The sequence below is a fragment of the Streptomyces sp. SP17BM10 genome (genome assembly GCF_036322405.1).
In the GTDB taxonomy this organism is placed as follows: Bacteria; Actinomycetota; Actinomycetes; order Streptomycetales; family Streptomycetaceae; genus Kitasatospora.
This window is the reverse complement of record NZ_JAQYXB010000623.1, coordinates 86983-104424: the sequence shown is the minus strand read 5'-3', so window position 1 is coordinate 104424 and position 17442 is coordinate 86983. Positions and strand designations below refer to the sequence as shown.

Genomic DNA, 17442 nt, shown 5'->3' with positions numbered 1-17442 from the left:
TGAGGAAGGACCCCGCATGTCCGCCATCGGCAGTCAGCTCCTCGACACCCCCGAACGCCGGGCGCTGCGCCGCGCCGTCGGCGACCTCGGCCGCCGCTACGGCTCCGCGTACTACCTCGCCAAGGCCCGCGCCGGCGAGCCCGCCGACGAACTGTGGGCCGACGCGGGCAAGGCCGGTTACCTCGGCGTCAACCTGCCCGCCGAGTACGGCGGCGGGGGCGGCGGCATCACCGACCTCGCCATCGTGCTGGAGGAACTCGGCACCGCGGGCTGCCCGTTGCTCCTGCTGATCGTCTCCCCGGCGATCTGCGGCACGGTCATAGCCCGCTACGGCACGGACGGCCAGAAGGGCCGCTGGCTGCCCGGGCTGGCCGCCGGCACCCGCCGGATGGCCTTCGGCATCACCGAGCCGGACGCCGGCTCCAACTCGCACCGGATCTCCACCGTGGCCCGCCGCGACGGCGAGGACTGGCTGCTCACGGGTCGCAAGGTGTTCGTCTCGGGCATCGACCACTGCGACGACGTGCTGTTCGTCGCCCGCACCGAGGACGCTCGGACGGGCAAGCTCAAGCCCTGCCTGTTCGTCGTCCCGCGCGAGACGCCGGGCTTCGAGTTCCGGGCGATCCCGATGGAGCTCGTGGCGCCCGAGAAGCAGTTCCAGGTGTTCCTGGACGACGTCCGGCTGCCCGCCGACGCGCTGGTCGGCGACGAGAACGCGGGCCTGCTCCAGCTCTTCGCGGGCCTCAACCCCGAGCGCATCCTGACCGCCGCGTTCTCGCTCGGTCTCGCCCGCCAGGCCCTCGGCAAGGCCGTCGAGTACGCGAAGACGCGGACGGTGTGGTCGACCCCGATCGGCGCCCACCAGGGCCTGGCCCACCCGCTCGCGCAGTGCGCGGTGGAGATCGAGCTGGCCCGGCTGATGACGCAGAAGGCCGGGCTGCTCTACGACGCGGGCGAGGACCTCGCGGCCGGCGAGGCCGCCAACATGGCCAAGTACGCGGCCGGCGAGGCCGCCGCCCGCACGGTGGACCAGGCGGTGCAGACGCTCGGCGGCAACGGCCTCACCCAGGAGTACGGGCTGGGCGCGCTGCTGGCCGCCACCCGGGTCGGCCGGGTCGCGCCGGTCAGCCGCGAGATGGTGCTCAACTACGTCGCCCAGCACACCCTCGGCCTGCCGAAGTCGTACTAGCGAACCGGTGAACGCTCACCTGACGCCGGTCAGGTGCGCGAACACGACGGTGTTGGACTCGTACCCGGTCTTCCGGTCGAACGCGCCGCCGCACGTGATCACCCGCAGCTCGGCCCGCTCGGTGGCGCCGTACACGAGGGCGTCCGGGAAGTCCTTCTTCGGGAACACCCGGACGGAGTCGATCGTGAACACGGCCGTGCGCCGGTCCTTGCGCGCCACCTCGACGGTGTCGCCAGGGCGCAGCAGGCCGAGCCGGTAGAAGACGGCCGGCCCGGTGTGGTTGTCCGCGTGGCCGACGGTGATGGCGTTGCCGGCCGCGCCCGGCGTGGTGCCGTCGCGGTACCAGCCGGCCAGGTTGCGCTGGTCCATCGGCGGGGTGGTGAGCTGCCGGGAGGCGCTGAGCCCGAGGCCGACGAACGGGGCGTCGACCTTGATCGCGGGGATCCGGATCCTGGTCGGCGGCGAGGCGGGCAGCGGCGGGTGGCCGGGCGGCAGGGAGGGCGGCGGGGAGGGCGCCGCGGCCGCCGGCCGGCCGGGGCTCGGCGCCGGCACGGCCGGGGCGGCCGCCGAGGGCGGGGGAGCGGGCAGTGGCGGCCCGTCCCGGCCGTCGGTGCCGTCGTGGACGAGCCAGATGCCGCCCGCCGCGAGCGCCAGCGCGACGACCCCGGCCGTGATCGGGCCGGGGCCGCCGTGCGGCACGCGGAAGGGGTGGTCAGGAGTCGGCATTGGTCCCGGGACGGCGGCGCATCGCGCGGACGGTGAGGCCGCCGGCGCCGACGAGCAGCGCGACCCCGCCGATCACCTCGGCGGCGTTGGCCCCGGAGGTGCCGCCGCCACCGGTGGGCACGCCACCGTGCGGCCCGCCGCCGGGGGAGGTGCTCGGCGAGACGCCGGGGGACGAGGACGGTGAGGAGGAGGGCGAGTGCGAGGGACTGGGCGAGGAGGAGGGCGACGGGGACGGCGAGGGCGAGGAGGTGGCGCACGACACCTGGAAGACCTTCTGTTTGGCCGTCCCGCTCTCGCCCACGAACGTCCATTCGAGCTTGTACATGCCGTCCGGAAGGCTGAGGTTGCCCGTGTTGCCGGTGCCGTTGGTGAGCGTGATGGAGCCCGCCAGCACCTGCGTGCCGCCGGGCTGCGTCTCGATGGTCCAGTTGACCTGCTGGACGGTGTCGAAGTTGAACGCGTCGAGGTAGAACGTGCAGACCTTGGTCTCGTCGCGGGTGTCGCTCACCGCGGTGGTGTCGCTGTGGATCTTCACGTCGCCGTTGTCGCCGGGTGCGGCCCAGGCGAGCGGCGCGCTGCCGAGGGCGAGGACGACGGCGGTGGTGGCGGCGGCGAGCAGGCGGCGGCCGCGCGGCAGGGCAGGGGAGGTGGCTCTCACGTTCGGGGTGCTCCAGGTTCCGGGGCCGCTCCCGGGGGCGGGCGGCCGTGGTGCACACCGTCCGACCGGGCGCCCCCCGGTGGCAACTGTGCCACGCGTGCTCCGGCCGTCGTTCCCCACAATGGCGCAGCGTCCCTTCGCTGTCCGTATGCTCCTGAACGCGCCCCCGGCCGGCCTGCCCCCGAGACCGGACGCCGGCCCCGAATTCACCTCAACTTCCTCAGCGGAGGCTTACCTTGGTGTTCCTCAGCGACTTCCCCGACGTGCCGGTGATCGACCTCCCGATCCACGACGCGGTGCTCGGCGACGCGGCGCGGTACGGTGACCGGCCGGCCCTGATCGACGGCCTCACCGGACGGACCGTCAGCCACGCCGAGCTCGCCGGGTCCGTGCTTCGGGTCGCCGCCGGCCTGGCCGAGGCGGGCGTGCGCAAGGGCGACGTGGTGGCGCTCTTCAGCCCCAACACGATCGTCTACCCCATGGCCTTCTACGGCGCCACCCGGGCCGGGGCCACCGTCACCACCGTCTCCTCCCTCGCCACCCCGAACGAGCTCGCCGGCCAGCTGGGCGACAGCGGCGCCCGTTGGCTGGTCACCGTCTCCCCCTTCCTGCCCACCGCCACGAAGGCCGCCGAGCTGCTCGCCGCCGGGGGCCGGCCGCTGCGCGAGATCGTCGTGCTGGACGGCGCCGACGGCCACCGCTCGCTCGCCGACCTGCTCGCCTCCACCGCGCCGGTGCCCGAGGTCCCGATCGACCCCGGCGAGGACGTCGCCGTGCTGCCGTACTCCAGCGGCACCACCGGACTGCCCAAGGGCGTCATGCTCACCCACCGCTCGATCGCCACCAACCTCGGCCAGGTCGACGCCCTGTACCGCCCCGAGCCCGGCGAACGGGTGCTCGCCGTCCTGCCGTTCTTCCACATCTACGGCCTCGCGGCGCTGCTCAACCAGCCGCTGCGCTGCGGTGCCGCCGTGGTCGTGCTGCCGCGCTTCGACCTGGAGCAGTTCTGCCGCGCCATCGAGGAGCACCGGGTGCAGGCGCTCATCGTGGCCCCGCCGATCGCGCTCGCCCTCGCCAAGCACCCGCTGGTGGAGCGCTTCGACCTGTCCTCCGTCGAGTACCTGTTGTGCGCCGCCGCCCCGCTCGACACCGAGCTCGCCGCCGCCTGCGCCCGCCGCCTCGGCCTGCCGCACCTGCTCCAGGGCTACGGCATGACCGAGCTGTCCCCGGTCACCCACGTCGTCTCCCCGCACGACACCGACCCCTCGCCGGGCGCCGTCGGCCGGATGGTCCCCTCCACCGAGCTGCGCGTCGCCGCCCTGGACGGCACCCGGACGGACCTCGGGCCCGGCGAGCCCGGCGAGCTCCTGATCCGCGGCCCGCAGGTGATGAAGGGGTACTTCGGCCGCCCCTGCGAGACCGCCGCGGTGATCGACGAGGAGGGCTGGCTGCACACCGGCGACGTCGGCTTCGTCGACGACCGCGGCTACCTGCACATCATCGACCGGGTCAAGGAGCTGATCAAGTACAAGGGCTACCAGGTCGCCCCCGCCGAACTGGAGGCCGTCCTGCTGGGTCACCCGCAGATCGCCGACGCCGCCGTGATCGGCGTGACGGACGCCGAGGGCACCGAGTGTCCCAAGGCCTTCGTCGTCCGGGTGCCGGGCAGCCGGCTCAGCGCCGACGACGTCACCGCGTTCGTCGCCGGTCAGGTCGCCCCCTACAAGAAGGTGCGCGCCGTCGAGTTCGTCGACGCCGTCCCCAAGTCCCCCGCCGGCAAGATCCTCCGGCGCGAACTCCGGGCCCGGGAGGCGGCCCACTGACGCCGCACCAGGGCGCGTCTGTGAGGATCGACCCGCCGAGCCCCCACCGGAACAGGAACCGCCAGCACCGATGACCAGCCACCCCGCCGCCCGCACCCCCCGGCAGGACCGCAGCCGTGCCACCCGCGCCAGGCTGCTCGCGGCGGCCGTGGACTGCCTGGCCGAACGCGGCTGGCACGGCTCCACCGTCGCCGTGGTCGCCGAACGCGCCGGGGTCTCCCGGGGCGCCGCCCAGCACCACTTCCCGACCCGCGAGGACCTGTTCACCGCGGCCGTCGAGCACGTCACCGCCGAGCGGCTGGCGGCCGTCCGCGCCCACGCGGACGAGCTGCCGGCCGCCGGCCCCGACCGCACCGGGGCCGTCGTCGACATGATCGTGCGCCTCTACACCGGTCCGCTGTTCCGCGCCGCCCTGCACCTGTGGACGGCCGCCGCCACCGAGGAGGCGCTGCGCGAGCGGATCATCGCCCTGGAGGGCCACGTCGGCCGCGAGGCCCACCGGGCCGCCGTCGAGTTCCTGGACGCCGACGAGACCCGCTCCGGCGTGCGCGAATCCGTGCAGGCCACCCTGGACCTCGCCCGCGGCCTCGGCCTCGCCAACCTGCTCACCGACGACAGCGCCCGACGATCCGGAGTGATCCGGCAGTGGGCGGGCCTTCTGGAGAGTACGCTGCGCCCGGTACGCCCATGACGCCCGTACACCAGGAGCGACCGGATCGGCCCCTTCCAAGGGGTCGCCGGGCGGCCGATGTCCGTGCAGTCTGGAGAAGAACCCCGGCCGACACGGACCGCGAGGCCCACCCGGCCGGGCACGAGCCGAACCGGGGTGCTGCCTGATCATGCACGGACACGAGTGGGACGCGACCGACGCCGCCGGCCCCGCACCGGGTGCCGCCCCCGCACGTCCCGAGGGCCACCGGCTGGTCCCACTCGCCACCGTCCTGATCCAGGGCGACGGCCTCATCCTGCACTGGAGCGAGGACGCCGAGGCCCTGCTCGGCTTCACCGCCGACGAGGCCGTCGGCAGCTACGCGGCACGGCTGCTCACCGACGAGAGCGACCGCGCCGAGGTGCTCGGGATCTTCCGGCGGCTCATGGACGGCACCGACACCTCCTTCGTCTACCCGGTGCGCCACCGCGACGGCCACCGGGTCGAGCTGGAGTTCCGCACCTACCCGATCGCCGGCCCCGGTGGCACCCTCCTGCTGCTCGCCACGGCCTCCGACACCGGCGCCATCCACGAGATCGAGGCCGACCTCGCCGTCCTCGACGGCATCTTCGGCCGCTCGCCGATCGGCATGGCCGTGTACGACACCCAGCTGCGCTTCGTGCGGATCAACGAGGCGCTCGCCCGGATGAACGGCGTCCCGGCCACCGCCCACCTCGGCCGCCGGATATCCGCCGTCCTGCCGGGCATCAACACCGCCGAGATCGAGCAGACCATGAGACAGGTGCTCAGGACCGGCAAGCCCGTCGTGGACGCCCGCTCGCACGGCCGCGTCCCCGGGGACCCGAGGCGTGACCACGCGTGGTCCGCCTCGTACTTCCGCCTGGAGGACTCCACCGGCCGGGTCTTCGGCGTCGCCTCCTCGATCATCGACGTCACCGAGCGCTTCCAGGCCGAGGCCCGCGCCTCCCGCGCGCAGGAACGTCTCGCCACCATCGCCGAGGCCACCGCCCGGATCGGCACCACCCTCGACCTCCAGCGCACCGCCGAGGAGCTGATCGAGGCCGTCGTCCCCCGGTTCGCCGACTTCGCCACCGTCGACCTCCTGGAGCCGGTGCTGCGCGGCGCCGAGCCCAGCACGATCCCCGCCGACCGCCCGATCAAACTCCGGGCCGTCGCCGTCGGCGAGTCCTACGCGTCCGGCCTGGTGCACGCCGTGGACGCCGTCGGGGAGACCTCCGAGTACGCCCCGCACCGCAGCTACACCCAGTGCCTGCGCAGCGGGAAGCCGCTGCTGCGCGCCCACGTGGACGAGGAGGTGCTGCGCGGCCTGGTGGCCAGCGAGGAGCGCGTGGCGCCCGGCATCGAGGCGGGCATCCACTCGTACCTGATGGTGCCGATCTCGGCCCGCGGCATGGTCCTCGGCGGCTCCGAGTTCATCCGGATGCGCAACCCCGAGCCGTTCACCGACGCCGACGTCGCCCTCGCCGAGGAACTCGTCGCCCGCACCGCCCTCGCACTCGACAACGCCCGGCTCTACCGGCGCGAGCGCGAGACGGCGCTCACCCTGCAACGCAGCCTCCTGCCGCAGGAGATCCACCGCACGCTCGGCCTGGAGATCGCCTACCGGTACCTGCCGAGCAGCGTCGTCAGCGAGGTCGGCGGGGACTGGTTCGACGTCGTGCCGCTGTCCTGCGGCCGGGTGGCCCTGGTGGTCGGCGACGTGATGGGCCACGGCATCCGGGCCGCCGCCACGATGGGCCAGCTGCGCACCGTCGCCCGCACCCTCGCCACCCTCGACATGCCGCCCGAGCAGGTCCTCACCCGACTGGACGAGACCGCCTCGGGAATCGGCGAGGGCCAGTTCGCGACCTGCATCTGCGCGGTCTACGACCCGCTGGAGCGCACCGTCCAAGTCGCCTCGGCCGGCCACCTGCCGCCGGTGTGGGTGGGCCCCGACGGGCTCGCCCGCCGGGTCGACCTGCCGCCCGGCGTGCCGCTCGGCGTCGGCGGTGTGGCCTTCGAGTCGATCGAGTTCACCCTCCCGGAGGGCGGCATGGTCGCCCTCTACACCGACGGCCTGGTCGAGCGCCGCGGCCAGGACATCGACAAGGGCATCGACCTGCTCGCCCGCACCCTCGCCGAGCCCGGCCGCACCCTGGAGCAGACCTGCGACGCCGTGCTCGGCGCCCTCGTCACCGACGGCACCGACGACGACATCGCGATGATCATGGCCCGGGTGCTGCCGCTGCCCGCCGACCGGATCGCCACCCTCCCGCTCACCGGCGGCGGCCGGCTGCCCGGCAAGGCCCGCCGTTTCACCCGCTCGACCCTGGAGCGCTGGGGCCTGACCCCGCTCGCCGACTACGCCGAACTGCTGGTCAGCGAGCTCGTCACGAACGCCCTCCTGCACGCCGACGCCCCGCGCCGGCTGCGCCTGTTCCGCGACCGCGTGCTCACCGTCGAGGTCTCCGACGCCGGCGGCCAGACCCCGCAGCTGCGCCCTTTCGCCGAGCAGGACGAGGGCGGGCGCGGCATGTTCCTGGTCAGCGAGCTCGCCCAGCGCTGGGGCAGCCGGCTGACCAGGGACGGCAAGGTGGTCTGGGCCGAGCTGGAACTGCCCTTCGGTTCCCACTAGCGCCGGGCGACGGCCGCGGCCCCGCACCCGAGAGCTTGGGTGCGGGGCCGCAGAATCGTTTAGGCATCCACCTTCTCGGGCGCCGGCCGCACCTCCGCCGGCTCGGTCGCCGGGCCGCAGAGCCCGCGCAGCAGGCGCCAGGCCAGCACGGCGGCGCCGATGAGCAGCACGGCCGACGCGATGCCCGCGACGTTCATGCCGTGGACGAACGCGTGCCTCGCGCTCGCCAGCAGCGGCTCGCCGAGGGCCCGAGGCAGCCCGTGGGCCGCCTCGACGGCGCCGCCGAGCGACTCGCCCGCCCGGGCGGCGGCGGCCGGGTCCGCGCCCTGCGGGACGGACAGCCCGCTCGCGTAGAGCGAGCCCACCACCGAGCCGACCAGCGCGATGCCGAGCGCGGTGCCCAGCTCGTACGCCGTCTCCGACACCGCGGAGGCGGCGCCGGCCGTGTCGGCCGGCGCGGCGCTCAGCACCAGGTCGGCGCCGAGCGTGTAGACCACTCCCTCGGCCGTACCGACCAGCAGGAACGAGGCGGCCAGCACCAGGTACGTGGTGTCCTGCCGGAGCCAGCCGAGCACGCCGACGCCGAGGCCCATCGCCAGTAGGCAGAACGTCAGCGCCGGGCGGGCGCCGGTGCGCCGGACCAGCCGGGCGGTCAGCAGCCCGCCGGCCACCGAGCCGGCGAAGGCCGGCAGTTCGGCGAGGCCCGCCTGGAGCGGCTCGTAGCCGCGGACCAGCTGGAGGTACTGCGAGGTCACGAAGACCACGCCGGACAGGCCGATCAGCGAGATCAGCGAGGCCAGCACGGCGGCGGTGAACCGGCGGTCGCGGAACAACCGGACGTCCAGCAGCGGGGTGTCCAGCCGTAGCTGGCGGCGGACGAAGACGGTCAGCGCGACGGCGCCCACGAGGGCGGCGAGCGGCACGTCCCAGCGCGCCACGCCGTTCGCGGCCGCCTCCTTGACCGCGTAGACGACGCCGATCACACCGGCCAGCGACAGCACGACGCTCAGCACGTCCCAGCGGCCCGGCTTCGGGTCCCTGGACTCGGGCAGCAGCCAGGCGCCGAAGACCAGCAGCAGGATCAGGACGGGGATGTTGAGCAGGAACACCGAGCCCCACCAGAAGTGCTCCAGCAGCACACCGCCGACCACCGGCCCGAGCGCGGCGCCCGCGGCCGCGGCGGCGCCCCAGATGCCGATCGCGGTGGCCCGCTCCCGGTCGTCCGGGAAGAGGCTGCGGATCAGCGACAGGGTGGACGGCATGATCGTCGCGCCGGCCACGCCGAGCAGGACGCGGGCCAGGATCAGCCAGCCCGGCCCCGGCGCGTAGGCGGCCAGCAGCGAGGCGGCGCCGAACGCGGTGGAGCCGGCCAGCAGCAGCTTCTTGCGGCCGATCCGGTCGCTCAGCGCGCCCATGCTGACCAGCAGGCCGGCGAGGACGAAGGAGTAGGCGTCGCCGATCCAGAGCAGCTGGGTGCCGCTGGGGCGCAGCGTCTCGCTGATGGAGGGGATGGCGAGGGAGAGGACGGTCGCGTCGACGGCGACCAGGGTGACGGCGAGGACGAGGACGGCGAGGCCGCTCCAGCGGCGGCTCGGGGTGGTCAGGGGCAGGGCGCTCATGGTGTATCGGTTTCCGTTGCGCGGGCCGACGAGGGTGTGGAGGGGGCGGAGGACGGTCGGCGCAGGGCGCCGCCGAGGAAGAGCTCGGTGATCGAGAACGCGGCGTCGCGCGGGGCGAGCCGGCCGTCCTGGATGGCCCAGCCGACGCCGGCGACGAGGTCGAAGAAGGCCTCGCTGAGCCACGCGGCGGACAGCTCGATCCGGAAGACGCCCTGTTGCTGGCCGAGGAGGAACAGCCGGTGCAGCCGTTCGATCTGGATCTCCCAGAGCGCGTTGACGTTCTCGTCGTCGTAGAGCTGGTTCTCACCGGCCAGGAAGGCGCAGAGCATGGCGTCGGGGACGGCGACCTCGACCAGGCGTCGCACCGCGGCCTCGGCGTCGCCCTCCCCGGCGGTGGCGGTGTCCAGTGCGGCGGCGAAGCGCTGGAGGCTGAGCAGGCCGACCTCGCGGATCAGGGCCTCGCGGCCGGGGAACAGCCGGTGCAGCGTGGCGCGGCTGATGCCGGCGGCGCGCGCGATCTCGTCCAGGTGGGCGGTCGGGCGGCGGGAGAGCACGCTGACGGCGGCTTCGAGGACGGTGTCGCGGTCGGTGGCCATGCATCGAGTCTAGCTCAAGTGAGACATGAATGTCTCAAAATAAGATCAGAAGCCTCAGATGGGGCGCGTGGGCCCGGCCGGGCGGGAGGAACCGGGCAGCAAAAAACCGAGGACGGCGGTGGCCGTCCCCGGTCGGTCGCTGCTCCTCGGGAGCTCAGCTCTGGTTGTAGAACCCGGTGTCGTCGAGTGGGCGGTCGATCACCATGACCTCGACGTCGGCCGGGGTGAGCAGGAAGACCCGGCGGGCGATCCGCTCGATGCCCCCCTGGGTGCCGAAGATCAGCCCGGAGGCGAAGTCGACCATCCGCTTGGCCTCGGCCTCCTCCATCTCGGTGAGGTCCATGACCACCGGGGTGCTGGCCCGGATGTGCTCGCCGACGGTGCGCGCGGCCTCGAAGCCGGTCGGCCGCAGCGAGACGATCTTGGCCGGCGACGGCATCGCGGGCACCGTGTCCCGTTCGCTCCACTCGTCGTCGTACACGGCGGCGGGGTAGTTGCCCGAGGGCATCAGCCACCCGTTGTGGTGCTCGTCGCGAAGTGCTCCCATGCCGCGCCTCCCTGCCTCGTCCCGGCCGCGTCCCCCCGGGTGCGCGTGCCCTTTTTGACACGTCATCCACTCGTCGGAACTGTCCGAGTATCGCACTGTTCACCGGTCCCGTGCCCGCTCGCGCCCCCCGTACGAGTCGTGCCGCGCCGGAAACCCGGGCGAACCCGGGCACCCTCATCGACGCGGGGGGCCTGCGTACGGTTGCGCGCGTAGACCTTATCGGTCGCGGTCACCGCCTAATTGACCTTCTGTCAACAATGCGGAAACGATTTCACTCGCCGGTCCTGCCGTCCAGCAGCTCGCGCAGAAAATCCGCGTGACCGTTGTGCCGCGCGTACTCCTCGATCATGTGGACGAGGATCCACCGGAGCGTCACGTCCGCCTCCCGGCGCTGCCGTTTGCCCACCGTGTCGAGCGGGAGGCCGACGATCGCGCGGCGGGCGGCGTCGACCTCGGCGTGCCAGGTGGCGAGGTCGTGGGCGACGTCCGCGGTGGCGACGTCGTCGAAGTCGCCGTCCTCGTTGTCCTCGGTCCAGTAGTGGCCGACGCCGACGTCCGCGCCCAGCAGGATGTCCTGGAACCAGTACTGCTCGACCTCGGCCATGTGCCGCACGAGGCCGATCAGGGACAGGTTGGACGGCGGGACGGAGCGCGTGCGCAGTTGGTCGTCGGTGAGGCCCTCGCACTTGAGGGCGAGCGTGCTGCGGTGGAAGTCCAGCCAGGCCGTCAGCATGGTGGTCTCGTCGGCGGATGTGGGCGGGTCGACCCGCGGCGTGAGGTTGGTCATGGCTGCCATGGTGGCGCCGGGCGAGGACGGATCGCGAGCGAATAACCGCGGGTGCGGCTCAGGCGGTGGTGCGCCGGCGCGCGGCGGCGGCCCGCCAGAGCGAGACCAGGGTGACCGCGCCGAACAGCCCGATCACGCCCGCCGAGAGCAGGAAGGACGCCGAGCCGGGCTCGCGCGCGCTGGCCGCGGCCGTCACGTACACCGCGGTGGTCGGCACGACGCCGACGGCCGTGGCCAGGATGTACGGCGCGAAGCGCGTGCCGGAGAAGGCGGCGCCGTAGTTGCCGGCCTGGAACGGCAGGCCGGGCAGCAGGCGCAGCAGCAGCACGCTGCGGAAGCTCTGGTCGGTGAAGCGGCGGTCCAGCGCGGTCAGCATCCTGCCGCGCAGGAAGGGGCGCAGCGCGTCGCGGCCGAGCGCCCGGCCGAGGCCGAACGCCGCGGCCGCGCCGAGCGTGGTGCCGAGGACGGCGAGCACGGTGCCCTCCTGGATGCCGAGCAGCAGTCCGGCGGCGGCGTTGAGTGCCGGGCGGGGCAGGAAGGCGAGCGTGGCGAGGGCGTAGACCGCGACGAAGGCCGGCGCGAGCCAGTACCCGGGCACTCCGGCGGGCAGCCCGACCCGCAGGAACGCCGTCGGGCTCCACAGCAGCAGCGATCCGGCGGCGGCGCCGAGGATCAGGACGAGCAGCGCGAAGCGCCACCACGGCGAACGCGGGGCGGGCTCGGGCGGTGCGGGGGCTGCGTCTGGTGCGTGCACCGCCCGAGCCTAACGGCTCGGCCGTACGGGTCCTTCTCGGGGTTGTGACGCCAGAACCGGTCGTCCCCGGCGTGGAAGTCCCGCGGGGTGACCGGCGGCAGCAGCCGTCATCGGTTCGCTCCCCCTGGGTGGCTTCGGCGCGGGCCGACGGGAACGGCGGGCGTCCCGGGCCGCGCCGGTGGGTTCGACCGCACCCGGCGCCGAAAAGTGTGCGCCGATCGGGGGGAGACAGACGCGCGGGCGCCCGTCGCGTCACAGCGTCGAGAGGTCGTTGCTCGCGGGTGTGGTGACGCTTCCGGACGGACCGTCGGGGGCCGTCCGTGCGGTGCGGCGCAGCGCCCCGGCGCTCGGCACCAGCGCCAGGGCGAGCACCGTGACGAGGGCGAAGGAGGCGGTCAGCGAGGTGGCCTGGGCGAGCCCGCCGACGACGGCCGGGGCGATCAGGCCGGAGGTGTAGGTGACGGTGGCGACGCCCGCTATGGCCTGGCTGGGGTTGGGGCCGCTGCGCCCGGCCGCGGCGAAGGCCAGCGGGACGATGACGGCGATGCCGACGCCGATCAGTGCGAAGCCCGGGATCGCCAGGGCCGGTTCGTCCGCCAGCACGACGAGCACGCCGCCCGCGGTCGCGGTGGCGCCGCCGAGGCGGGTCGCCCGGACGGCCCCGAGGCGGCGGATCGCCGCGTCCCCGGCCAGCCGGCTGACGGCCATGGTGAGCGCGAAGGCGGTGTAGAGACGGCGGCGACGGTGGCCGAGGCGCCGGTGACGTCCCGAAGGTAGACGCCGCTCCAGTCCATCGACGCGCCCTCGGCGAACACGGCGCAGAAGCCGACCAGTCCGATCACCAGCGAGCTGCGCGGCGGCAGCGCGAACCGCGGCGGCGCCTCGGCCTCCTCCGGCGCCCGCAGGTCGGGCAGGCCCCGGCAGGCCACCTGCGCGAGGGCGAGCAGCACGAGCGCGGTGACGGCCGACTGGAGGCGGGCGTCGAGGTCGAGGTGGGCGGCGAGGATGCCGAAGCCCGAGGCCAGCAGCCCGCCCGCGCTCCACATGCCGTGCAGGCCGGACATGATCGAGCGGCCGAGGCGCTCCTCGATCTCCACGCCCTGGGCGTTCATCGCGACGTCCGACGTGCCAGAGGTCGCGCCGTAGACGAACAGGGCGGCGCACAGGACGGGCAGTGACGGTGCGAGCGCGGGCAGGGCCAGGGCCAGGCACCACAGCGAGACGAGGCCGCGCACCGCGGCCCGGCCGCCGTGGCGGTGGACGAACCGGCTGGCCAGCGGCATCGCGAGGAACGACCCGACGGCGGGCATCACCAGGGCGAGCCCGAGCTCGCCGGGGGAGAGGTCGAGGCGGTGCTGGATCCAGGGGATCCGGCTGACGAAGGTGCCCGTGACGGCGCCGTGCACGGCGAACACCAGGGCGATGCTCGCCCTGGCCCGCCGCGGCGGCGCGGGCAGGTGGTCCAGCGGTGGGGTCATGGTCATGCGGGTTCCCTCCCGGTCGCACGCGGTGGATCGGCCGTCCGGCAACGGGCGATAAATTATCAGGAAGGGACCCTGATAGAAACACTCTGGAAGGATGAGCGCCCATGACCACCGCGCGTACGGCCACGCCGAGCACCGCCCGGGCGATCAACGACCGGCTGGCGCTCAACCTGCTGCTCGAACAGGGCCCCCTCACGGCCACCGAGCTGCGGGACCTCACCGGCCTCTCCCGCCCCACCGTCGCCGACCTGCTGGACCGCCTCCAGCGCACCGGCCTGGTCGCCGTCGTCGGCGAGCGCGGCGAGCAGCGCCGCGGCCCCAACGCCCGGGTCTACGCGCTGGTCGCCTCGCGCGCCCACCTCGCCGCGTTCGACGTCCGCTCCGGCGGCGTCAGCCTCGTCGTCGCCGACCTGGCCGGCCGCACCCTCGCCTCCGCCGAGGTGCCGGTCGACGACGCCGGCGCCTCCGACGCCGCCGGCCGGATCGTCCGCACGCTGCTCGACGTCGCGCGCGGGGTGGGCGTCGAACGGCTGCACACCGTCGCCGTCGGCGCGCCCGGCCTGGTCGACCCGGCCACCGGTCGCCTCCAGAGCACCGGGGCCCTGCCCGCCTGGCACGGCGAACTCCTCGCGGCCCTGCGCGAGTTGCCCGGCACCGAAGTGATCCTGGAGAACGAGGTCAACCTGGCCGGCCGGGCCGAGTACCGGGTCGGCGCCGCCCGCGACCGCGACACCTTCGTGCTGATGTGGCTCGGCCACAGCGTCGGCGCGGCCGTCGTGCTGGACGGGCGGCTGCGCCGCGGCTTCTCCGGCGGCACCGGCGAGATCTGCTTCCTGCCCGTCCCCGGCACCGCCGGCCTGCCCAGCGCCGCCAGCTGCGAGGGCGGCTTCCACGGGCTCGTCGGCAGCGCCGCCGTCTGCGAGCTCGCCCGCGCCCACGGCCTGCCCGCAGGCCCCGCCGGGGACGCGGCCGCCGCCGAGGCCGCCGTCCGCGCGGCGCTCGACGCCCTGGACGCCGCCGATGGGGCCGGCCAGGCCTTCCTGGACGAGCTCGCCGAGCGGATCGCCCTCGGCGCGGCCAGCGTCTGCGTCGTCCTCGACCCCGGCTGCGTCGTCCTCGGCGGTGAGATCGGCCGGGCCGGCGGCCCCGAGCTCGCCGCGCGGGTCGAACGCCGGCTCGCCGCGCTCTCCCCGCTGCGCACCGAGGTGCGGGCCGGTACCGCGGGCGGCGGCGCGGTGCTGGCCGGCGCCGTCCTCACCGCCGGGGACGCGGCCCGGCGCGAGCTCTTCGGCGAGCCGTAGGGGGCGACTCCCGGTGCTGCTTCGCGGGCCGGGGCCCCGGTACGGCAGGATGGCGGCGACGCGCCCCGCGCGCGCCCGTTCCCGAACCACCCTCAGGAGTCGCACATGGGCCAGCCCGACCTGCCGGTCAACCCGTACCGCATCGGCGAGGCCGCGTCGCTGCTCGGCGTCAGCGCCGACACCATGCGGCGCTGGGTGGACGCCGGGCGGGTCGCCGCCGAGCGGGACGAGCACGGCCACCGGATCATCCCCGGTGCCGAACTGGCGGCCTTCGCCCGCGAGTTGGCCCGGCCGGAGAACGCCGAAGCGGAGGGCAGGCCGTCCTCCGCGCGCAACCGCTTCCCCGGGATCGTCACCGACGTGGTGCTCGGCGACGTGGCCGCCCAGGTGGAGGTGCAGGCCGGGCCGTTCCGGGTGGTGTCGCTGATCAGCCGGGAGTCGGCGGAGGAGCTGAACCTGGTGCCCGGCGCGCCCGCCACGGCCGTCATCAAGTCGACCAACGTGATGATCGAACGGCGCTGATCCGGCCGCCGCAGAGAGCGCACTCCCTCGCGGAGCAGTCCGAGCGAACGAGCAGTCCGCGCCGAACGAGACGAGAGGCCCCGACCGGGATGACCCACCCGCACCTGCCGACCACCCGGAGCGCCGTGCTCCCGATCGAGGCCGTGGCCGGCCGGCCCGACCGCACGGCCCGCGCCCGGCACGACCTCGGCCGTGACCAGACCATCGCCGGGCCGATCCGATGACCGCCGGCCGCACGCCCGCCGACCGCACGCCCGCCGACCGCCGGCCGCTGCTCGCCGTCGCCCACCGCGGCGACCCCTACCGCTTCCGCGAGAACACCCTCACCTCCGTCGAGTCCGCGCTCGCCCGCGGCGCCGACGCCGTCGAGGTGGACGTCCAGCTCACCCGGGACAAGGTGCCCGTCCTGCTCCACGACCGCACCCTGGAACGCCTCTGGGGCGACCCCCGGGACATCGGGCGCGTCACCGCCGACCAGCTCGACGAGCTGCGCCGCGGCCCGCTCGCCGTGCCGACCCTCGCCGAGGCGATCAAGGCCGTCGCCGCCGCCCCCGGGGGCCGCCGGCTGCTCATCGACCTCGACGGGCCCGGTCCGGCCGCCGCCACCTGGTCCGTCGTCACCGCTCTGGGCGCCGAGGACCTCGTCGCCTTCTGCGGCCCGGCCACCGCGATGCTCGCCGTGCGCGCCGTCGCTCCCGGCGCCGAGATCGCGCTCACCTGGAAGCAGCCCCGGCTGCCCGTCCGCGCCCTGCTCGACGACCTGCGCCCGCGCTACCTCAACCCGCCGTTCGGGCTCGTCACCCCGGATCTCACCGCCGCCGCGCGGGACGCCGGACTGGCCGTCTCCACCTGGACCGCCGACCTGCGCCGCACCATGCGCCGGCTGCGCGACACCGGCGTCGACTCCATCACCACCAACCGGATCGACGTCCTGCGCTCGGTCCTGGACGGCCGCCGGTGATCGGTCCCCGGGCGCTCGGACGGGCGGTGCTGGCCCGCCAGCACCTGCTCGACCGTTGCGGTGGCGAGCCCGCCGAGGTGGTCCGCCACCTCGGCGGGCTCCAGGCCCAGGCCGCGCCGCAGCCGCCCTACCTCGGGCTGCTCTCCCGGATCGAGGGCTTCGCGCCCGAGCAGCTCACCGCGCTGATCGAGGAGCGCGGCGTCGTCCGGATCGCGCTCCAGCGCGGCACCCTCCACCTCGTCACCGCCGAGGACTGCCTGACGCTGCGCCCGCTCCTCCAGCCCGTGCTCGACCAGGCGCTGCGCACCACCTACGGCAAGCGGCTCGCCGGGCTCGACCTCGCCGCGCTCGGGACCGAGGCCAGGGACCTGGTCGAGGAGCGGCCGCGCACCTTCCAGGAGCTCGGCGCCCTGCTCGCCGTCGGCCGCCCCGACCGCGACCCGGTCGCCCTCGCCCAGGCGGCGCGCTGCCTCCTGCCGCTCGTCCAGGTGCCGCCGCGCGGGATCTGGGGCCGCGGCGGCGCCGCCGCCCACACCACCGCCGAGGCCTGGCTCGGCCGCCCGCTCGACCCGGCGCCCTCGCTCGACGACCTCGCCCTGCGCTACCTCGCCGCCTTCGGCCCCGCCACCGCCGCCGACCTGCAGAAGTGGTGCGGGCTCAGCCGGCTCGGACCGGTCCTCAAGGGCCTCGCCCCGGGGCTGTTCACCGACCGCGACGAGCAGGGCCGCGTCCTCTACGACCTCCCCGATGCGCCCCGGCCGGACCCGGACACCCCGGCGCCCGTCCGCCTCCTCGCGCCCTTCGACAACCTGCTGCTCTCCCACGCCGACCGCACCCGGGTGCTGGCCGACGAGCACAAGGGCCTGGTCATGACGCAGAACGGGCTCGTGCACCCCACCCTCCTCGTGGACGGCGTCGTCGCCGGGACGTGGCAGCTGACGGCCGGGCAGGACGTCGTCCTGCGCCCGTTCGCGCCGCTGCGGCGCGCCGACCGGCAGGCGGCGCAGGCCGAGGCGCAGCGGGTGGCGGCCTTCGGGGGCGGCTCGGGCGGCGTCCGCTTCGAGGAGGCCGCGTAGCGGGCAGGGGGAAGGCGCACGACGGGCAACCCGCCTGATCGTCCGAGGGGATCGATCGGTTCGCACTGATGTGACGACACGGCGTGCTCTCCGG

At 74.8% G+C, this 17442-nt stretch carries 16 protein-coding genes and 1 pseudogene; 9 read left to right on the top strand and 8 right to left on the bottom strand.

Features of this window, described 5'->3' with window-relative positions; genetic code table 11:
• The first annotated feature begins 16 nt into the window (after positions 1–16).
• The gene (locus PUR71_RS24955) at positions 17–1189 is read left to right on the top strand and encodes an acyl-CoA dehydrogenase family protein (protein WP_329929335.1); all 1173 of its coding nucleotides are present in this window, start codon (positions 17–19) and stop codon (positions 1187–1189) included.
• A 15-nt stretch (positions 1190–1204) separates the two neighbouring features.
• On the opposite strand, the gene PUR71_RS24950 is transcribed toward PUR71_RS24955, so the two are convergent.
• Entirely contained in the window at positions 1205–1915 is a 711-nt protein-coding gene (locus tag PUR71_RS24950; protein ID WP_329929334.1) for a class F sortase, read from the bottom strand.
• On the bottom strand, positions 1902–2573 hold the full coding sequence (locus PUR71_RS24945) for a hypothetical protein (RefSeq protein ID WP_329929333.1): 672 nt from the start codon (positions 2571–2573) through the stop codon (positions 1902–1904). Before PUR71_RS24945 ends, PUR71_RS24950 begins: the two co-directional genes overlap by 14 nt.
• A 236-nt stretch (positions 2574–2809) precedes the next feature.
• On the opposite strand from PUR71_RS24945, the gene PUR71_RS24940 reads away from it, so the two are divergent.
• From PUR71_RS24940 to PUR71_RS24930, 3 genes are all read left to right on the top strand, one after another.
• On the top strand, positions 2810–4396 hold the full coding sequence (locus PUR71_RS24940; protein ID WP_329929332.1) for a 4-coumarate--CoA ligase family protein: 1587 nt from the start codon (positions 2810–2812) through the stop codon (positions 4394–4396).
• Between the two features lie 70 nt (positions 4397–4466).
• Positions 4467–5087 (top strand): TetR/AcrR family transcriptional regulator, encoded by a 621-nt coding sequence (locus PUR71_RS24935; RefSeq protein ID WP_329929331.1) that lies wholly within the window; start codon positions 4467–4469, stop codon positions 5085–5087.
• A 148-nt stretch (positions 5088–5235) separates the two neighbouring features.
• Complete coding sequence (locus tag PUR71_RS24930) at positions 5236–7701, top strand: SpoIIE family protein phosphatase (protein WP_329929330.1); 2466 nt, start codon at positions 5236–5238, stop codon at positions 7699–7701.
• A gap of 59 nt (positions 7702–7760) precedes the next feature.
• On the opposite strand, the gene PUR71_RS24925 is transcribed toward PUR71_RS24930, so the two are convergent.
• The 6 genes and pseudogenes from PUR71_RS24925 to PUR71_RS24900 form a co-directional block, all read right to left on the bottom strand.
• On the bottom strand, positions 7761–9320 hold the full coding sequence (locus PUR71_RS24925; RefSeq protein ID WP_329929329.1) for an MFS transporter: 1560 nt from the start codon (positions 9318–9320) through the stop codon (positions 7761–7763).
• Positions 9317–9916 carry a TetR/AcrR family transcriptional regulator gene (locus PUR71_RS24920; RefSeq protein ID WP_329929328.1) on the bottom strand — a complete coding sequence of 200 codons (600 nt, stop codon included), beginning with the start codon at positions 9914–9916 and terminating at the stop codon, positions 9317–9319. Before PUR71_RS24920 ends, PUR71_RS24925 begins: the two co-directional genes overlap by 4 nt.
• 154 nt (positions 9917–10070) lie before the next feature.
• The gene (locus PUR71_RS24915) at positions 10071–10463 is read right to left on the bottom strand and encodes a cell division protein SepF (protein ID WP_329929327.1); all 393 of its coding nucleotides are present in this window, start codon (positions 10461–10463) and stop codon (positions 10071–10073) included.
• A 271-nt stretch (positions 10464–10734) separates the two neighbouring features.
• Positions 10735–11250 (bottom strand): DinB family protein, encoded by a 516-nt coding sequence (locus PUR71_RS24910; RefSeq protein WP_329929326.1) that lies wholly within the window; start codon positions 11248–11250, stop codon positions 10735–10737.
• A gap of 58 nt (positions 11251–11308) precedes the next feature.
• Positions 11309–12004 (bottom strand): TVP38/TMEM64 family protein, encoded by a 696-nt coding sequence (locus PUR71_RS24905; RefSeq protein WP_329929325.1) that lies wholly within the window; start codon positions 12002–12004, stop codon positions 11309–11311.
• A 252-nt stretch (positions 12005–12256) separates the two neighbouring features.
• Positions 12257–13488, bottom strand: a pseudogene (locus PUR71_RS24900) (MFS transporter).
• Positions 13489–13592: 104 nt separating this feature from the next.
• On the opposite strand from PUR71_RS24900, the gene PUR71_RS24895 reads away from it, so the two are divergent.
• The 5 genes from PUR71_RS24895 to PUR71_RS24875 all read left to right on the top strand — a co-directional run bounded on the left by PUR71_RS24895 (position 13593) and on the right by PUR71_RS24875 (position 17348).
• Positions 13593–14789, top strand: a complete 1197-nt coding sequence (locus PUR71_RS24895) for an ROK family transcriptional regulator (protein ID WP_329929324.1) — start codon at positions 13593–13595, stop codon at positions 14787–14789.
• Positions 14790–14894: 105 nt separating this feature from the next.
• Positions 14895–15311, top strand: a complete 417-nt coding sequence (locus PUR71_RS24890) for a TOBE domain-containing protein (RefSeq protein ID WP_329929323.1) — start codon at positions 14895–14897, stop codon at positions 15309–15311.
• Positions 15312–15400: 89 nt separating this feature from the next.
• Complete coding sequence (locus tag PUR71_RS24885; protein ID WP_329929322.1) at positions 15401–15535, top strand: hypothetical protein; 135 nt, start codon at positions 15401–15403, stop codon at positions 15533–15535.
• Positions 15532–16272, top strand: a complete 741-nt coding sequence (locus PUR71_RS24880) for a glycerophosphodiester phosphodiesterase (RefSeq protein WP_329929321.1) — start codon at positions 15532–15534, stop codon at positions 16270–16272. The genes PUR71_RS24885 and PUR71_RS24880 overlap by 4 nt, the downstream gene beginning before the upstream one ends.
• Positions 16269–17348, top strand: coding sequence for a winged helix DNA-binding domain-containing protein (locus tag PUR71_RS24875; RefSeq protein WP_329929320.1), 1080 nt, complete (start codon positions 16269–16271; stop codon positions 17346–17348). Before PUR71_RS24880 ends, PUR71_RS24875 begins: the two co-directional genes overlap by 4 nt.
• Positions 17349–17442 lie beyond the last annotated feature (94 nt).